At 37.8% G+C, this 16155-nt stretch carries 13 protein-coding genes; 9 read left to right on the top strand and 4 right to left on the bottom strand.

Annotated features, from left to right (window positions below; genetic code table 11):
- Positions 1 to 179 precede the first annotated feature (179 nt).
- Positions 180 to 761, bottom strand: coding sequence for a hypothetical protein (locus A2290_06565; protein OGC16547.1), 582 nt, complete (start codon positions 759 to 761; stop codon positions 180 to 182).
- A gap of 28 nt (positions 762 to 789) precedes the next feature.
- The gene (locus tag A2290_06560) at positions 790 to 3603 is read right to left on the bottom strand and encodes an excinuclease ABC subunit A (GenBank protein ID OGC16546.1); all 2814 of its coding nucleotides are present in this window, start codon (positions 3601 to 3603) and stop codon (positions 790 to 792) included.
- A 101-nt stretch (positions 3604 to 3704) separates the two neighbouring features.
- Here A2290_06560 and A2290_06555 point away from each other — a divergent pair, with 101 nt between their 5' ends.
- Positions 3705 to 4205: a peptide deformylase gene (locus tag A2290_06555; GenBank protein ID OGC16545.1), complete on the top strand. Its 501-nt coding sequence runs from the start codon at positions 3705 to 3707 to the stop codon at positions 4203 to 4205.
- A 214-nt stretch (positions 4206 to 4419) separates the two neighbouring features.
- Positions 4420 to 5346: a methionyl-tRNA formyltransferase gene (locus tag A2290_06550; protein OGC16544.1), complete on the top strand. Its 927-nt coding sequence runs from the start codon at positions 4420 to 4422 to the stop codon at positions 5344 to 5346.
- Here A2290_06550 and A2290_06545 read toward each other — a convergent pair.
- Positions 5343 to 6254: a hypothetical protein gene (locus A2290_06545; protein ID OGC16543.1), complete on the bottom strand. Its 912-nt coding sequence runs from the start codon at positions 6252 to 6254 to the stop codon at positions 5343 to 5345. The two genes, A2290_06550 and A2290_06545, sit on opposite strands and share 4 nt — an antisense overlap.
- A 479-nt stretch (positions 6255 to 6733) precedes the next feature.
- Here A2290_06545 and A2290_06540 point away from each other — a divergent pair, with 479 nt between their 5' ends.
- From A2290_06540 to A2290_06525, 4 genes are all read left to right on the top strand, one after another.
- Entirely contained in the window at positions 6734 to 7183 is a 450-nt protein-coding gene (locus A2290_06540) for a transcriptional regulator NrdR (protein OGC16542.1), read from the top strand.
- Between the two features lie 140 nt (positions 7184 to 7323).
- Positions 7324 to 9423, top strand: a complete 2100-nt coding sequence (locus A2290_06535; protein OGC16549.1) for an anaerobic ribonucleoside-triphosphate reductase — start codon at positions 7324 to 7326, stop codon at positions 9421 to 9423.
- A gap of 3 nt (positions 9424 to 9426) precedes the next feature.
- The gene (locus A2290_06530) at positions 9427 to 11520 is read left to right on the top strand and encodes an anaerobic ribonucleoside-triphosphate reductase (protein ID OGC16541.1); all 2094 of its coding nucleotides are present in this window, start codon (positions 9427 to 9429) and stop codon (positions 11518 to 11520) included.
- Between the two features lie 40 nt (positions 11521 to 11560).
- A complete protein-coding gene (locus tag A2290_06525) occupies positions 11561 to 11863 on the top strand; it encodes a hypothetical protein (GenBank protein OGC16540.1) in 303 nt (100 codons plus the stop codon).
- A 47-nt stretch (positions 11864 to 11910) separates the two neighbouring features.
- Here the strand turns inward: A2290_06525 and A2290_06520 are convergent, their stop codons facing one another.
- Positions 11911 to 13449 (bottom strand): hypothetical protein, encoded by a 1539-nt coding sequence (locus A2290_06520; protein ID OGC16539.1) that lies wholly within the window; start codon positions 13447 to 13449, stop codon positions 11911 to 11913.
- 76 nt (positions 13450 to 13525) lie between these two features.
- On the opposite strand from A2290_06520, the gene A2290_06515 reads away from it, so the two are divergent.
- The 3 genes from A2290_06515 to A2290_06505 all read left to right on the top strand — a co-directional run bounded on the left by A2290_06515 (position 13526) and on the right by A2290_06505 (position 16039).
- A complete protein-coding gene (locus A2290_06515; GenBank protein ID OGC16548.1) occupies positions 13526 to 15067 on the top strand; it encodes a sodium:calcium symporter in 1542 nt (513 codons plus the stop codon).
- 175 nt (positions 15068 to 15242) lie between these two features.
- The gene (locus tag A2290_06510; GenBank protein ID OGC16538.1) at positions 15243 to 15605 is read left to right on the top strand and encodes a hypothetical protein; all 363 of its coding nucleotides are present in this window, start codon (positions 15243 to 15245) and stop codon (positions 15603 to 15605) included.
- A 2-nt stretch (positions 15606 to 15607) separates the two neighbouring features.
- Positions 15608 to 16039 carry a hypothetical protein gene (locus A2290_06505; protein OGC16537.1) on the top strand — a complete coding sequence of 144 codons (432 nt, stop codon included), beginning with the start codon at positions 15608 to 15610 and terminating at the stop codon, positions 16037 to 16039.
- The last annotated feature ends 116 nt before the right edge of the window (positions 16040 to 16155 follow it).

Genomic DNA, 16155 nt, shown 5'->3' with positions numbered 1-16155 from the left:
TAAGGCAAAATATAATAGAAAAAGTTTTCTTTTGTCTGAATGTTGGGTGAGGGCTGTTGTCTGTGATACATAAAAGAGAAAGTCAGGAGAAATTCATCTTTTTCCAAAATGGGCTTGTTGCGTAATGACAGTTTTTGCAACACTCCAAAGAGGGAAAGTGAGAAAAGGGATGAAAAAAATCAGATTCTCATTAACAAGCCATAAATGGAATTGATAATCAAGAATAAAAGTTCTTGAGTAGGAGGAAAAATAATAATTCCTATCAATATAAAAAATCCGTATCTTTCCAAATTTATCTGCCATTCTACAGGGAAATATTGAGTGAAAATTCTGGATCCGTCAAGAGGAGGAACAGGTAAAAGATTAAAGGTCATAAGAGCAAGATTAATCCAGATTGCATATTGCACGACTTCAATCCAAACTGCATTGCTAATAGGAATATATTTCAAGAAAATGGCTAAAATCCATGCCAAAAAAAAGTTTGAAACTGGTCCCGCAAGACCTGTTATCATCATCCCTTTATTAGGATCACGAAAATTATATGAATTTATCGGGACAGGTTTAGCCCATCCGATCCTAACAAAAATCAAAGCTAAAAGGCCTATAATATCAATGTGAGACAAAGGATTTAAAGTCAATCTCCCCGCCATGCGAGGTGTCGGATCCCCAAGTACATCAGCAGCTTTTGCATGGGCAAACTCATGAACAGATAAACTTATCAATATCACAATTATAAAGATTAAAAAACCGATCAACGTCATCACAACCTCCCTTGTCAGCAGGAACTACTTATAACACTTTTTTCAAAAATTGTCCCGTGTAACTTTTTTCAACTTTTACAATCTCTTCAGGAGCGCCAAAAGCTACAATTTCCCCACCCCTATCTCCCCCCTCCGGACCCAAATCAATAATATAATCTGCTGTCTTTACAACCTCCAGATTATGTTCAATTACAACAAGACTGTTGTAATTGTCAACCAAACGATGCAAAACAAAAAGCAATTTTTTTATATCATCAAAATGAAGGCCTGTAGTCGGCTCATCCAAAAGATAAAGCGTCTTTCCCGTAGATCGGGTGGCAAGCTCCGTAGCCAGTTTTATCCTTTGGGCCTCCCCTCCCGACAAAGTAGTTGCTGCCTGACCCAACTTTATATAGTTTAAACCAACATCACACAATGTTTCAAGTTTTCTTTTTATATGAGGAATGTTTTCAAACAACTTCAAGGCCTCCTCAACCGTAGAATCCAAAACTTCAAAAATATTCTTCCCTTTATAATGAACCTCCAGCGTTTCACGATTGTATCTTTTCCCCCTGCAAACATCACACGCGACATAAACATCAGGCAAAAAATGCATCTCTATTTTCACCAACCCATCTCCCGAACAGGCTTCACAACGTCCACCTTTAACATTAAAAGAGAATCTTCCGGGTTTATATCCCCTTGCTTTGGCCTCTTGTGTCATTGAGAAAAGGTCGCGAATATATGTAAAAACCCCCGTATAAGTTGCGGGATTAGATCGTGGCGTCCGGCCTATGGGAGATTGGTCGATAATTATAACTTTATCAATATTTTCAAGCCCCGAAATCGCGTCATGGTCGCCGGCCTTCTCTGTTGAACTATAAAACCGTTTGGCAAGAGAATTATAAAGAATATCATTAATTAAAGAACTTTTGCCGGAGCCTGAAACTCCCGTCACACAAACAAACAAACCCAAAGGGATATCAACATTTATGTTTTTTAAATTATTATGCCGTGCCCCTTTAATTGTTATTTTTTCACCATAGGGTTTTCTTCTGCTCATCGGAATCTCAATTTTTTCTTTTCCACTTAAGTACTTTCCTGTTATTGACCTTTTTTCTTTCATGATCTGCTCTACAGAGCCAACTGCGACAATCTCCCCGCCATGAACCCCGGCGCCAGGCCCTATATCTACCAAACAATCAGCAGCGTACATAGTCTCTTCATCATGCTCAACAACAATAATGGTATTTCCAAGATCTCTTAAACGTTTTAATGTCTCTATAAGTTTGTGGTTGTCTCTTTGATGAAGACCTATAGACGGCTCATCCAAAATATACAAAACCCCCACCAACCCGGAGCCAACTTGAGTGGCAAGCCTGGTTCTTTGAGCCTCCCCTCCCGACAGGGTGCTTGATTCTCTGTCTAAAGACAAATAGTTAAGTCCCACATCTTTTAAAAACTTCAAACGAGCTTTTATCTCTTTTACAACTTGCCTTACTATAAATGTCTGGCGATCTGTAAGGGAAAGCTTGTCTATAAAATACAAAAGATTATCAATGGACAAATGAGAAACAGCCGAAATAGATTTTCCGGAAATTTCAACCGCCAAACTTTCCGGTTTTAACCTGTTCCCATAACAGGCAGGACATGGAACCGAGCTCATAAATCTATGAAGATAAAATCTCATGTTATCCGACTTAGTCTCATAAAATCTTCGCTTCAAATTGGTAATAACCCCTTCATAAGTACCTTCATGCTCCCAATACCCCCGCTGCATTTCATACTTAAATTTTACAGGGATATCCGAACCATTCAAAAGAATATCATATTGTTTTTTAGTCAGCTTTTTTATCGGAGTATTTATATCAAAACCATATTTTTCGGCAATAGCCGCAACTCTTTGTATATAATAGTTTACAGAATCTCCCCAGGGAGCAATGGCGCCTTCCGCAACAGAAAGATTTTTATTTGGGATCACAAGATCAGAATCAAACTGAAGTTTTGACCCCAAACCGCTGCATTCCGGACAAGCGCCATATGGAGTATTAAATGAAAAAATTCTGGGGGTTATTTCATCTAAACTTATATTACAATGAGGACAGGCAAATTTCTCAGAGAAGACCACCTCTTCTCCCTTTTTCCCATCTCCCAACAAAACAATTAAAGACCCATTCCCGAATTTTAAAGCCGTTTCAACAGAATCGGAAAGTCTTTTACGCGCAGAAGCTGTCAATATTAAACGATCAATAACGATTTCTATGTTATGTTTCTTTTTTTTGTCCAGAGACGGCATTTCTGAAATCTCTACAATTTTACCGTCAACCCTCCCCCGCAAAAAACCATCTTTTTGAATACTTTCAAATAAATCTCTGTATTCCCCTTTTCGCCCCTTGACAACAGGAGATAAAATTATTAACTTCCGACCGTTTTTATATAATAGAATCTGGTCGACAATTTGTTCCGGAGTCTGTTTTTGTATCCTTCTTCCGCATTGAGGGCAATGCGGTTCTCCAATATTCGCGTAAAGCAACCTTAAATAATCATAAATTTCTGTGACAGTCCCCACCGTCGATCTGGGATTTTTTGAAGGCGCTTTCTGATCAATTGAAATTGCGGGAGAAAGGCCCTCTATGTAATCAACATCCGGTTTTTGCATCTGCTCCAAAAATTGTCTTGCATAAGCAGAAAGGGATTCCACATAACGCCTCTGGCCTTCAGCGTAAATTGTATCAAAAGCAAGAGAAGATTTTCCTGAACCTGAAAGCCCCGTAAATACAACAAATTTATTGCGTGGTATTTCCAGACTTACATTTTTAAGATTATGTTCCCGAGCCCCTTTAACTATAATTTTATCTTGCATGGTAAACTACTATTTTAACAAAATTCAGTGGGATTTTATACACACTATATATAAATTTTACGCCTCTATAAAAATTTGCAAAAATATCGTAAAATATACATATGGCATTATTAAAAATAATTACATTCCCCAACCCTATCCTTCGAAAGAAATGTAAATCGATCAAAAAAGTTGATTCAAGAATAAAAAGACTGATTAAGGATATGATTGATACCATGCACACAGCCCCTGGGGTCGGGCTTGCCGCGCCCCAAATTGGAGAAAACATAAAATTAATTGTTGTAGATATTGGGCAAGGAGCCTTTGCTTTAATAAATCCTAAAATAGTTAAAAAAAATAAGATTTTGCAGACTTTTGAAGAAGGGTGTTTATGTCTTCCTGGGATTGTAGGTCCCGTTGAACGCCCATCTGTAATTACTGTTAAAGGCTTAGATAAAAATGGCCAATCTATAATTATTGACGCCGAAGGTTTTCTTTCGACTGTCATTCAGCATGAAATAGATCATCTGGAAGGAATTGTATTTATTGATAAAATAAAAGATAAATCCCTTATTAAAGAGGTCTCAAAAAAACAGGAAGAAGATAAAAAAGAGTTTATCTGAATAAAGAATTTTATTGCTTTTTATACCCCTAAATCCCCTAAAGGGGACTTCACACTACTTATCGATTGTATGTTGGGGTTGTTGCAACAGTCTCATATTTTTTTCCCATTTCTCCTTCTCCCCCTTTAGGGGGCTGGGGGGCAAAAGATCATTCTGGAATAGTTACGTAAATTAGGGTTTATTTCCATAACATATAGTTCTATAATTATCTATCATGAAAATAATATTTTTTGGAACGCCAAGTCCCGCAGCAGTCTGTCTAAAAATGTTACTTAATATCCAAGAAGAGGTAGTTTATGTCATCTCACAACCAGACCGCAAAAAAGGGAGAGGACAAACAATTTCATCTGCTCCTGTTAAAGAAGTAGCAATTCAAAATGACATTCCTGTTGAAACCCCGGGAAAAATACAAGACAAACTCTTCATAGAAAAAATAAAATATTTAAAACCGGATTTGATTATTGTTGTAGCTTATGGAAAAATCCTGCCGAAAGAAATACTAGAAATCCCCAAACATGGAGCAATAAACCTCCACGCCTCCCTACTCCCCAAATACCGTGGAGCAGCGCCAATCCAATATGCCCTTTTAAATGGAGAGAAAGAGACGGGCATTACAATTATGCAATTGGATGAAGGGCTGGATACAGGGGAAATTATCCTTCAAGAAACACTAGAAATCAAGCTGGAAGATACTTCTGAAACATTATCAAACAAACTTTTTGCAAGAGGTGGACTCCTTTTACTCACTGCCATTAAACAGATAGAAAACAACACAACAAAAAAAAGAGCTCAAGATAATTCAAAGGCAACATACACAAAACTTATTACTAAAGAGATGGGTAAAATTGACTGGAACAAACAGGCAGAAGAGATAAATAATCAAATAAGAGCTCTAACTCCATGGCCTTCTGCCTATACTTTTATAGATGGCAAAATGCTAAAAGTTTTCAAGGCAGAAATTGTCGCAATATCAGAGATAAAAAAGCCTGGAGAAATAATAAAATCAAAAGATAAGTTGATTGTTGCCTGCGGGAAAGATGCCTTATTAATAAAAGAGCTGCAGATTGAAGGAAAACATAAAATGTTTACGGAAGACTTTTTAAAAGGATACGGAATGAAACTTCCTTCAACATTTTACTAATCAGACGTATAGCTTTCAATGTTACTTAAAACTCTCGCAATATATTTTCCCTGGATATCAAGATTATCAGGCCATAATCTTGTTGCCGTCTCATTTAGTAGACGAGAGACTGGAGAATTTTCTCGACTTACATCAAAGAAATCCAGTAAATATGCAGAGGTTAAATTCACCGCATAACGAAGAAAAAACCATCCGACAAGCGAGTCTTTATCTAAAATATCACAAGAAATTTTCTCGATTATGTCACGACCAAAATAATCGCGGGGAAAAGAGTCCTCAATACCAATAGGCAAAAAAACTCTCTTTTTATCATCAGGTAATGTTAAATTTCTATCAAAAGTATTATCTATAACACCATTTACAATTTCACGACTTCTATCCATTATTGCCAAAAAGCGTTCATTAGTAGGCTTTTCTACAACATTTTTTAAAGGGGCCAATCGCATAAGAGTTCTTGCCGCCATTGATTCCGGCGACAATGGCGCTTCCTCCCCATTTCCTATGGAAAAAGCATTAGTGTCTTCAAATGACCTAAAAAGGATATTTGCTGTTATAAAATATCTGGGATTAACCTTGTTTTCCTCTCTATTTAAGGCTATTCCATGTCGACGCAAATGTTCATGCGGGCTAAAATTTCCTCGTGATAAAAACTCTCCCCCCAAAGCAAAAAATACAGACTCCGAATCATCACATCCCCTTCTAACAGGAAAAACTTCCTGCTCTCTAGCCCACAATATTATTTCTTGCTCTGGTTTTGCAGTTAAAAACCTTTCCCTTTGCACATCTTTATGCCGCATTTCATGCGCAACAATAGTTTTCCCTCTAACTAATGGCGGAAGATATCTTTCAAAACTGGATATTTTAAATTTATTATGTGATAAGTATGACATTTTTTGTTTTTTTATCATCGGAACATATTCCAAGAAATTTCAATAAAGAGCATTAAAAAATCAGATTAAAGCCTAAGATTCCCCGATTATTCACATCAGAATCAATAACTAACAAATTGTCAAACATGGAACTGTTGCATAATGGTCATTCCCGTGAAAACGGGAATCTATTTTTCATAAAACAACCCCGATTATAATAATCGGGGTTAAGATGGATCCTCGCTTTCGCGGGGATGACAAATTGCAAAAACTGTCATTACGCAACAGTCTCAACATTACCCCGATTTCCTAATCGGGGTTCATAATCGGGGTAAAGTAACAACAAAATTCGAGCAATATAAGAGACAGAGAAATGAGTGATAAACTTTGTTATAATCTAAAGAAACTTGTCAACAACAAAATCTAGGAGACAGAAAAAATTGAGCCCCTACATCTAGCGGTTGACACCACATATCTAGTAGTATATCCTACTTAAGCTCCCCAGAGGTAGCGATAACATGAAATGCCCATTTTGCGATAAAGATAACGATAAAGTTCTTGAATCTCGGATTACCGAGAATGGGCAATCAATCAGAAGAAGAAGAGAATGCCTATCATGTAAACACAGATTTACATCTTATGAACGAATTGAAGAGAAACCTTTTTGGGTAATTAAGAGAAGCGGACACAAGGAGTCGTATAATAGAGAAAAGCTGCTCTCCGGTGTTTTAAGGGCTTGCCACAAACGCCCAATAAACATGGATAAGATTGAAAAGATGGTAAGCAATGTAGAAGAAGAGCTTCAGCATGAAAAAGGTCGCGAGGTAAAAAGCTCAAAAATCGGAGAAATCACATTAAACAGACTTAGCAAGTTGGATCAGGTAGCTTACATAAGATTTGCGTCAGTTTATAAACAGTTTAAGAATGTCGCAGAGTTTGTAAAGTTTATTAACAAGACAAAAAGATAGGTTTCAAGGAATCAAGGAGCCAAGGGTTCAAGCAGAAAAAGCTTTTAATCCCGATTAGGATAATCGGGGTTAACCTTGGATCATATTAAAAGGAGGAAGAAATCATGAATCCAGTACTTACAGCGAAAAAAAACGATAAGTTGGAAGATAGCCAATTAGAGAATATTAAATTTCCAAAAGGAAAGACGGATGATTCAACCGATTTAGCTCTATTTGTAAGAACATCCGGAGAGAACATTGTCGGATGGGATAGGGAAAAAATAGTAGATGCTCTAGTCCGTGAAACAGATTTAAGCCCCGATATAGCAGGAATTATCGGACACGAGGTAGAGCGTCAAATTTCAAGTTTAAAAATTAAAATGATAACATCGCCTCTTATCCGCGAACTTGTAGACGTAAAACTACTTGAATACGGATTAGAAGAGGCTCGCCGCAAACATACAAGGCTGGGGCTTCCTCTCTACGATGTAAAACAGATAGTTTTTGCCCCAAATAAAGAGAATGCAAACGTCCCACATGGACCTGAAGCCACAAATTTAAGCCTCGCCGAAAGCATTAAAAAAGAGCTTGCTCTTCTTCATGTATTTTCTCAAGATATCGGTGATGCCCACATGAGAGGAGATCTTCATCTGCACGATTTAGGTTTTATCGACAGGCCATATTGTTCCGGACAATCTGTTGAATATGTAAAAAAATTCGGTCTCGATCTTCCAAACGCGTTGAGCATTGCCAAGCCCGCAAAACATGCCGAGGTTCTTTTAGCTCAAATGGTAAAATTTTCAGCTGCTCTACAAGGGGTTTTTGCCGGAGCTATAGGATGGGACGCGGTAAATTTGTTTTTCGCCCCTTTCCTTGAAGGTAGAACAGACAAAGAAGTCTATCAAATAGCGCAAATGCTGATTTATGAGTACAGCCAGCAGGCAGTTGCTCGCGGAGGACAGGCTATATTTTCCGACATCAATCTCTATTGGGAAGTGCCAAAACATTTTGAAAATGTTGAGGCAATAGGCCCCGGAGGACAATACACAGGTAAAAAATACGGTGAATACGAAAAAGAGGCTCAACGTTTCGTATGGGCTCTTTTTGAGGTGTACAAAGAAGGAGACGGGTCAGGAAGGCCGTTCTTCTTCCCAAAACCCCTGGTTCACATGACGGAAAAGTTTTTTAAGACAGAAGGACATGAAAAGTTTTTGCACCATATATCAGAAGTCGCAACAGAGATGGGAAACACCTATTTTGTATTCGATCGTGGAGAAACAGCAAAAATATCCGAATGTTGCAGACTATCATTTAAACTCGAACAATCGGATTTGGACGATGCCAAAGAACCGTGGAGAATGAGATATTCCGCGCTTCAAAATGTAACAGTAAATCTCCCAAGGCTCGCATACAGAGCAGAAGGATCTACCGAGAAACTACTTGAGTTGTTGGATCAAATGTTAGAGCTGGCAGCCAAGGCACATCTTGAAAAGAAAAAGTTTATTGAAGAAATTTTGGCTCTCGGACAAAACGGTCCTCTTTCCATGCTTGCCATGAAGAGAGATGGACAACCTTACCTTAGAATGTTTAGAGTCTCTTATCTTATGGGGATATTGGGTTTAAATGAAATGGTTCAGTATCACATCAAAAAGGAGCTGCATGAAAGCAATGATGCCTTAAAGTTCGGGTTAAAAATTATCTCCCATATGAAGTTAAAATGCGATGAAATGTCAAAAAAATACGGGATACATTTTGTCCTGGAACAGACACCTGCCGAATCAACCGCGTACCGATTTGCAAAACTCGATTTGGAACATTATTTTGATCAGGCAAGCATGGTTGTAAAAGGGTTCTTTAGCACAAAAGAGATATACTACACCAATTCGACATATTTTAATGTTTCGTATCAACAAAATCCTATCGACAAAGTAAAGCAGGAAGGTTTGTTCCATCCATTAATAGACGCGGGGGCATTGACTCATGTTTGGCTTGGGGAATCAAAGCCAAATCCTGCAAGTATCGCAAATTTTGTAACAAAGACTATGAGAGAGACTCAAAACAGTCAGATCGCATTCTCTCCGGAATTTACCTCATGCAACGATTGTGGTAAAATTTCACGCGGATTAAAAGACAACTGTCCTTCGTGTACCTCGGAAAATATAGACGGAATCACAAGGATAACAGGTTATTTTTCAAAAATCAAAGGCTGGAACAAAGGAAAAAAGGGAGAGCTTAAAGTACGTCACCATGTGGAGGTATAAAACATGACAACAGAAATAATTGAAAAACAGCCTATAGTAAAAGAAGAAGCAACTGACCTTTCTGTCTTTGTCAGAACCTCCGCAGACGATATTATAGGATGGGACAAACAGAAAATCATTGAAGCGCTTGTTCGTGAAACGGGGATCAAGACTGCTATTGCAAATATAATAGGAGTTGAGGTTGAGAAGCAGATTGAGAGCCTTGAAATTAAAAGCATCACAGCCCCTCTTATCCGTGAGCTTGTCGATGTAAAACTTTTGGAATACGGGTTGGAAGATGCGAGACGCAAGCATACGCGACTCGGATCTCCCGTTTATGATGTAAAGAAGATAATTTTCCACAAAAACAAAGAGAATGCAAACACCCCCCACTCTCCCGGAGCGACAAATTTAACTCTTGCGGAAAACATCAAAAAAGAGTTTGCGCTCCTTAACGTCTTTTCAGCCGATGTCGCCGACGCGCATATGATTGGAGACATTCATCTTCACGATTTGGGATTTGTCGACAGACCTTACTGTTCTGGACAGTCTGTTGAATATATAAAAAAGTTCGGTCTCCATCTGCCTGACGCCAATTTCACATTTGCCCCACCTGAAAACGCGGAAGAATTAATTTCACAACTGGTTCATTTTTCCGTGGCTCTTCACGGCCATTTCGCGGGGGCAATCGGATGGGACGCAGTTAATTTGTTTATTGCTCCATATCTTGTAGGGTTAGACGCGGCAACAATTAAAAAACTGGCAAAAAAACTTATAACCGATTTTGCCACAATTGCTATTTCACAGGGCGGACAGGGACTCTTTTCAGATCTAAATATTTACTATGAAGTTCCAAAACATTTTGAAGAGACTGACGCTATAGGGAATCAAGGGCGATACACAGGGAAAAAATACAAAGAATACAAAAAAGAGGCTCAATATTTTGCAAAGGCGATGTTTGAAGTGTACAGGGATGGGGATGCCGCCGGTCGTCCGTTTTTCTTTCCAAAACCTCTGGTTCATATAACAGAAAAGTTTTTTACAGAAGAGGGGCACGAGGAATTTTTGCGGCTTATTTCCGAAGTTGCGGCTGAAAAAGGGAACACTTATTTTGTTTTTGACAGAGGAGAAACAGCAAAAATATCAGAATGTTGCAGACTATCATTTAAACTGGAACAATCAGATTTAAATGATGCCAAAGAACCGTGGAGAATGAGATATTCCGCTATCCAAAACACAACCATTAATCTCCCAAGAGTTGCTTATTATGCAAACAAAGATGATGAAAAACTTTTTAAGATTATAGACAAACAGTTAGAATTATGTGCAAAGGCGCACATGCAAAAAAAGACATTCATCGAATCTCTTTTAAACGAAGGGACAGACGGACCACTTTCAATGCTCGCAACAAACCGTGACGGAGAAAAATATTTGAGAATGAGGAGAGTAACTTATCTTATCGGTATACTGGGTCTAAACGAAATGGTTGAATATCATTTAGGAGAAGAATTACATGCAAGCAAAGAGGCTTTAAAGCTGGGGATTAAAATCATTTCCCATATGAAATTAAAATGTGAAGAGCTTTCAAAAAAGTCCGGAATGCATTTTGTTTTGGAGCAGACACCTGCAGAATCGACTGCTTACCGATTTGCAAAACTTGATATGAAGCATTTTCCAGGTGAAGCACAAATAGTAGTTAAGGGATTAAAGAATTCCGGCGAAATATATTACACCAATTCGACATATTTTAATGTTTCTCTAAAGCAAAATCCTATCGACAAAGTAAAACTTGAAGGATTATTACATCCGCTTATTGACGCGGGGGCATTGACACATATTTGGCTTGGCGAGAGCAAACCCAACCCGGAGTCTATCGCTAATTTTATTGTAAAAACATTCCGCGAAACACAAAACAGCCAGATCGCGTTTTCACCGGAGTTTACAGCGTGCAACGATTGCGGAAAGACAACAAGGGGGCTAAAAGACCATTGTCCAAACTGTTCATCACCAAACATAGAAGGGATAACAAGGATTACGGGGTATTATTCGAGAATACAGGGGTGGAATAAGGGGAAAACGGGGGAATTAAAAGAAAGACACAAAACTCAAAAAGTTTAGTCATTTGGATTTTGGAATTATTTAAAACAGGGGGCAAATCATGGCAAAAGAGATAGACATTAAGGTATTCGGAAAATCAGGGTGTGAATTTTGCAAAACTACGATGAAGAAATTTGAGACGTTTTTCAGCAGGTGGAAGATTGACACAGAAAAAGTCTCTTTGCAATTTTTCGACATGGAGACAGTTGATGGTTTGGCGGAAGGGGCATTTTATTCTGTAACAAAGATACCTGCGACTGTAATTGAAAAAGGAGCTGATCTACTTGCCCGCTGGGACGAAAAAGTTCCGGTATCTTCCGAGTTTAAGGGATATTTGGAAGGGTACGCCCTCCCTCAAGTTTGAGGAAATATTAAAATGAAAATAAATAATCGGGGGAGTATATCTTTCCCCTAGTTTACCGGCTTAATCAAGATAGCGTTACCAACTTTTCTTTCGGCTCCATCTACAGGAATATTTTTTATATTTCCGCGAACAACAGTGGTGCTAGACCCTCCACCATCAAAGTTTAGAGCATCAACAGCCCCAAGCGTTTTCAAAAAATAAGCCAACTCTGTAAGGGTCATCCCTATACTATATTCTTTGTCATCGGACTTCTCATTATCTTTGCCTCTAGGTTTACCATTAACCGTAACAAAAAGCAGCTTGCTATCTTTTTTTATCCCAACAGCAGTCCTCGCCGCTCGCCCTTGCGCAATATCCGGTCTAAATTTCTCCTCATATTTAGAAATATAAATACGACCAGATTTTAAAAGCCTTGGCCCTCCCCCTATTAAATGTAACACCTCACCTGTAATCGTTGTCGAATAAGGTATTATATTAACAACTACCTTTATTTTATCTCCATTCTTAACAGTTGATGATAAAAACTCCGTATACATATCTCCGGCCGACAAAACAAAACCATTTGAAGGGATAATAGTATCGCCACAACTCCTCCCTTTTACAAATCCATCTTCAACTATGATGTTAAAATCTGTTGATTTAGCCTGAACAGAAGCCCCATATCTTGGAGTATATAAAATAATATCTTTTCTTGATGTTCTGGGTTCATTAATCCCTGTTATTGAGTATTTAATATCTCCATGTGTAAAATAAGAATCCATTGTTATATTATCTATATATAAATTATTCTCTTTTGTTATAACAACGGCAGTTCTATCATAAATAGGATATGAAATTATTTCACTATTTACCATAAAAACCCCAAGCGGGAGCCCCGCCCAGGAAAAATAAGTCCCATTCACAGCAGCAATAGCATCATTTTGCTTTGCAATTTGAGAGACTGTCGTTTTATAAAAACCGGGTTGCTTCTCTTTATCCTGCGAATTAAAAAACCTCAAAACAGAATCCAAAAACCCTATTTCAGGTTCGCCAAAACCCGGGGAAATAACGGTTTTTTTAGGGTCTACTTCCAATATATTTGCCAATACATATTTATCTCCAATGGTTTTCAGCACCCGATAAAAACAGACTCCATCAGCAACTGTTTCATAATCTTTTGTCTCCACAAAAGCCCTATCAAAATCAACAACAAGCCTGCTCGGATCCCCTAAAGAAAATATATTATAAGAAACAACATGAGGCAGATAAATTTTTAATAATAAACCATTTTCATGATTTGTAACTTTAACATAATTGATGATATGATCCTTAACCTCAAAAACATTTGGAATGGCAGGATCAGCTTTGGCATTCAAAAGATAAATATTCAGGTATCTTTCGTCTTTATCAAATTTATAATAGGCTTTCCCCTCAATATCAAGAACAATTCTTAATTTTTGAGAATCCTCCCCTAACCTTATTGTTTTTAAAATAGAGGATTCCAAGTATTTGCCGTCTTTCTCAACGAAAACAGGTTTTTCTGCCGCAATCGCGGATAACTGGAAAAAGAGTATTATAAATAAAAATAGACAACTTATAATTTTCATATTAGAACCCTTGAAGCAATTTGATCGTACCCCTGAAGCCTTTGTATCTAGTATAACATTTGATATAATTATGGCAATGTCTGACAAAAATCCTCGCGAAAGATGGGGTTCAAAGCTCGGCATAATTCTTGCGGTGGCAGGATCGGCTGTCGGCTTAGGAAATTTCTTAAGATTCCCTGTTCAAGCAGTCCAAAACGGTGGTGGTGCTTTTATGATCCCCTATTTCATATCATTTTTATTACTAGGCATCCCACTGATATGGATTGAATGGGCAATTGGAAGGTATGGAGGATTGTTTGGGCATGGGACGGCTCCTTTTATTTTTGATAAACTGTGGAAAAACAGGCTTCTTAAGTATTTTGGCGTTATTGGCATCTTTGGCCCTATTGTAATATTCATATATTATATTTATATTGAATCATGGCTTTTAGGCTATGCTTTTTTTGCGCTCACAGGAAAACTTTTTGCCAACATTACTCCGGAAGCAATGAAATCTTTTCTTTCAGCTTACCAGGGTTTAAGTCCAGAAAGTAATTTATTAACCGCTTATATTTTCTTTTTAATAACATTTGCCGTAAATACTTGGATCCTTTATCGCGGAATAAAGGGAGGCATAGAATGGCTTTGTAAATGGGCTTTGCCGGTTCTTTTTATTTTTGCGATTGTAATTGTTATCAGGGTTTTGTCTCTTGGAGTTCCTAATCCTGCTCATATGGATTGGAATATTTTAAACGGCATGGGATTTTTGTGGAATCCGGATTTTTCGGTTTTGACAGAGGCAAAAGTATGGCTTGCCGCCGCGGGTCAAATATTTTTTACATTGAGCGTCGGGATCGGCGTCATCCTGACTTATTCAAGCTATTTATCTCACGGGGATGATGTAGCATTATCAGGGCTAACAGCCGGTGCAACCAACGAATTCGCAGAAGTTATTCTTGGCGGATCAATTATAATTCCGGCTGCATTTGCTTTTTTTGGACCGATTGGAGCTATGGCAGCAGCAAATAGCGGCTCATTTAATCTTGGGTTTGTAACTATGCCTTTGATTTTTGGAATGATTCCGATGGGTCAATTTTTTGGTCTGCTATGGTTTGCCCTGTTATTTCTTGCGGGTCTTACATCTTCTGTATCCTTAGCCGAGCCTGCTATTGCTTTTGCAAAAGATGAATTTAAACTGGACCGCAAAAAGGCCGTTGCAATTTTTGCGATAGCAACTTTTATCTTATGCCAACCTGCAATCTTTTTCTTGGGCCGCGGGGTTGTGGATGAGCTTGATTTCTGGGGAGGCACTTTTTGTCTTGTAGTTTTTGGGCTAATTGAAACAATACTTTTTGGCTGGGTTTTTGGCATAGACCGAGCCTGGGAAGAAATACACCATGGGGCAGAACTTACAATACCAAAATTTTATAAATTTATAATTAAATACATCACCCCCCTATTTTTAATCCTTATTCTAGGATTTTGGTTTGTCCAGCAAGCAATCCCCACCATTCTCATGAAAGGCGTTTTATCAGGAAATACAGGATATATTCTGGCAACACGAATCGGATTAATAGCCATGTTTATAGTTTTAGCAGTTTTAGTCCGCATTGCTTATTACAGGAGAAAAACGGCATGAACATTTGGGGATGGATTTTTATGCTGGCATCCTGGAGCCTGATAATCGGGCTTTTAATTTTTTGTTTTTACCGTGTTTTTGTCGAACCGGAAGAAGAATTATGATTTTATGCTATAATCTCTTTTGGTGATATTTCATACTTAAATTAGATATACCAAAAGAAAAAATAGAAGCATTGTGTAAAAAATACGATGTAAAACTCCTTATTCTGCACGGTTCTTACGCAAAAGGAACCGCCACGGAAAAAAGCGACCTCGATGTTGGTCTTCTTTTTAAAAATGGGATAAAAAAAATTGATTATTTTAAAGTAATAGGTGATTTTGAAGAACTATTCGGCAACAATTTTGATCCTGCCTTACTTAACGGGACAGAACCCATGATAAACTATCAAGTAGCACTAAATGGCAAGGTTTTGTATGAAGATAAAAAGGGTGATTTTAATAATTATAAAATCGGATCAATAGCAAAATACATGGACACCAAGAAATTCAGGGAGCTTGAAAGGCTTTACATTAAAAGAGCAATCGGGAGGAATTAACTATGATTGATATTGATTTAATGCGCCGTAAATTAGCAAGACTTAACATGCATCTTGATAAATTAGAGCCTTTTACAAGAAAAAGTTTTAATGAATATTTATCTGATCCATATACAAAATATTCGACAGAAAGACTTATCCAACTCATTGTCGAATGTGCATCTGACATAAACAGCCATGTTGTAGTAGAAAAAGAAAAAAGGCCGCCGGAAGATTATACTTCATCTTTTTTAAGGGCGGCTGAAGTTGGCTTAATTACTCTGAGCTTAGCGCAAAAGATAAAAGGATCCGGCGGGATGAGAAATGTCATAACTCACGAATATATGGACATTGATGATGAGAAAGTTTATAACATTCTTCCATCTGCAATAACTGATTTCAAAGAGTACATTAAACAAGTTGATAAGTTTTTGGATGGGTTAGAAAGAGAATAAAAATCGGCACTTTAAATAACATCCTAAAAGATTTCCTGACTTTCTCTTTTATGTATCACAGACAACAGCCCTCACCCAACATTCAGACAAAAGAAAACTTTTTCTATTATATTTTG

Source organism: candidate division WOR-1 bacterium RIFOXYB2_FULL_36_35 (genome assembly GCA_001771505.1).
In the GTDB taxonomy this organism is placed as follows: Bacteria; Margulisbacteria; WOR-1; order XYC2-FULL-46-14; family XYC2-FULL-37-10; genus XYB2-FULL-36-35.
Note: the sequence above shows the minus strand (reverse complement) of the source record. Positions and strands in the feature narration are given on the sequence as shown.

Excerpts from the sequence above, each read along its gene's own strand:
- A2290_06565 (OGC16547.1), bottom strand. The coding sequence starts at position 761 with ATGACGTTGATCGGTTTTTTAATCTTTATAATTGTGATATTGATAAGT.
- A2290_06545 (OGC16543.1), bottom strand. The coding sequence starts at position 6,254 with ATGATAAAAAAACAAAAAATGTCATACTTATCACATAATAAATTTAAA.
- A2290_06525 (OGC16540.1), top strand. The coding sequence starts at position 11,561 with ATGGCAAAAGAGATAGACATTAAGGTATTCGGAAAATCAGGGTGTGAA.
- A2290_06550 (OGC16544.1), top strand. The coding sequence starts at position 4,420 with ATGAAAATAATATTTTTTGGAACGCCAAGTCCCGCAGCAGTCTGTCTA.
- A2290_06520 (OGC16539.1), bottom strand. The coding sequence starts at position 13,449 with ATGAAAATTATAAGTTGTCTATTTTTATTTATAATACTCTTTTTCCAG.
- A2290_06530 (OGC16541.1), top strand. The coding sequence starts at position 9,427 with ATGACAACAGAAATAATTGAAAAACAGCCTATAGTAAAAGAAGAAGCA.
- A2290_06555 (OGC16545.1), top strand. The coding sequence starts at position 3,705 with ATGGCATTATTAAAAATAATTACATTCCCCAACCCTATCCTTCGAAAG.
- A2290_06540 (OGC16542.1), top strand. The coding sequence starts at position 6,734 with ATGAAATGCCCATTTTGCGATAAAGATAACGATAAAGTTCTTGAATCT.
- A2290_06505 (OGC16537.1), top strand. The coding sequence starts at position 15,608 with ATGATTGATATTGATTTAATGCGCCGTAAATTAGCAAGACTTAACATG.
- A2290_06515 (OGC16548.1), top strand. The coding sequence starts at position 13,526 with ATGTCTGACAAAAATCCTCGCGAAAGATGGGGTTCAAAGCTCGGCATA.
- A2290_06560 (OGC16546.1), bottom strand. The coding sequence starts at position 3,603 with ATGCAAGATAAAATTATAGTTAAAGGGGCTCGGGAACATAATCTTAAA.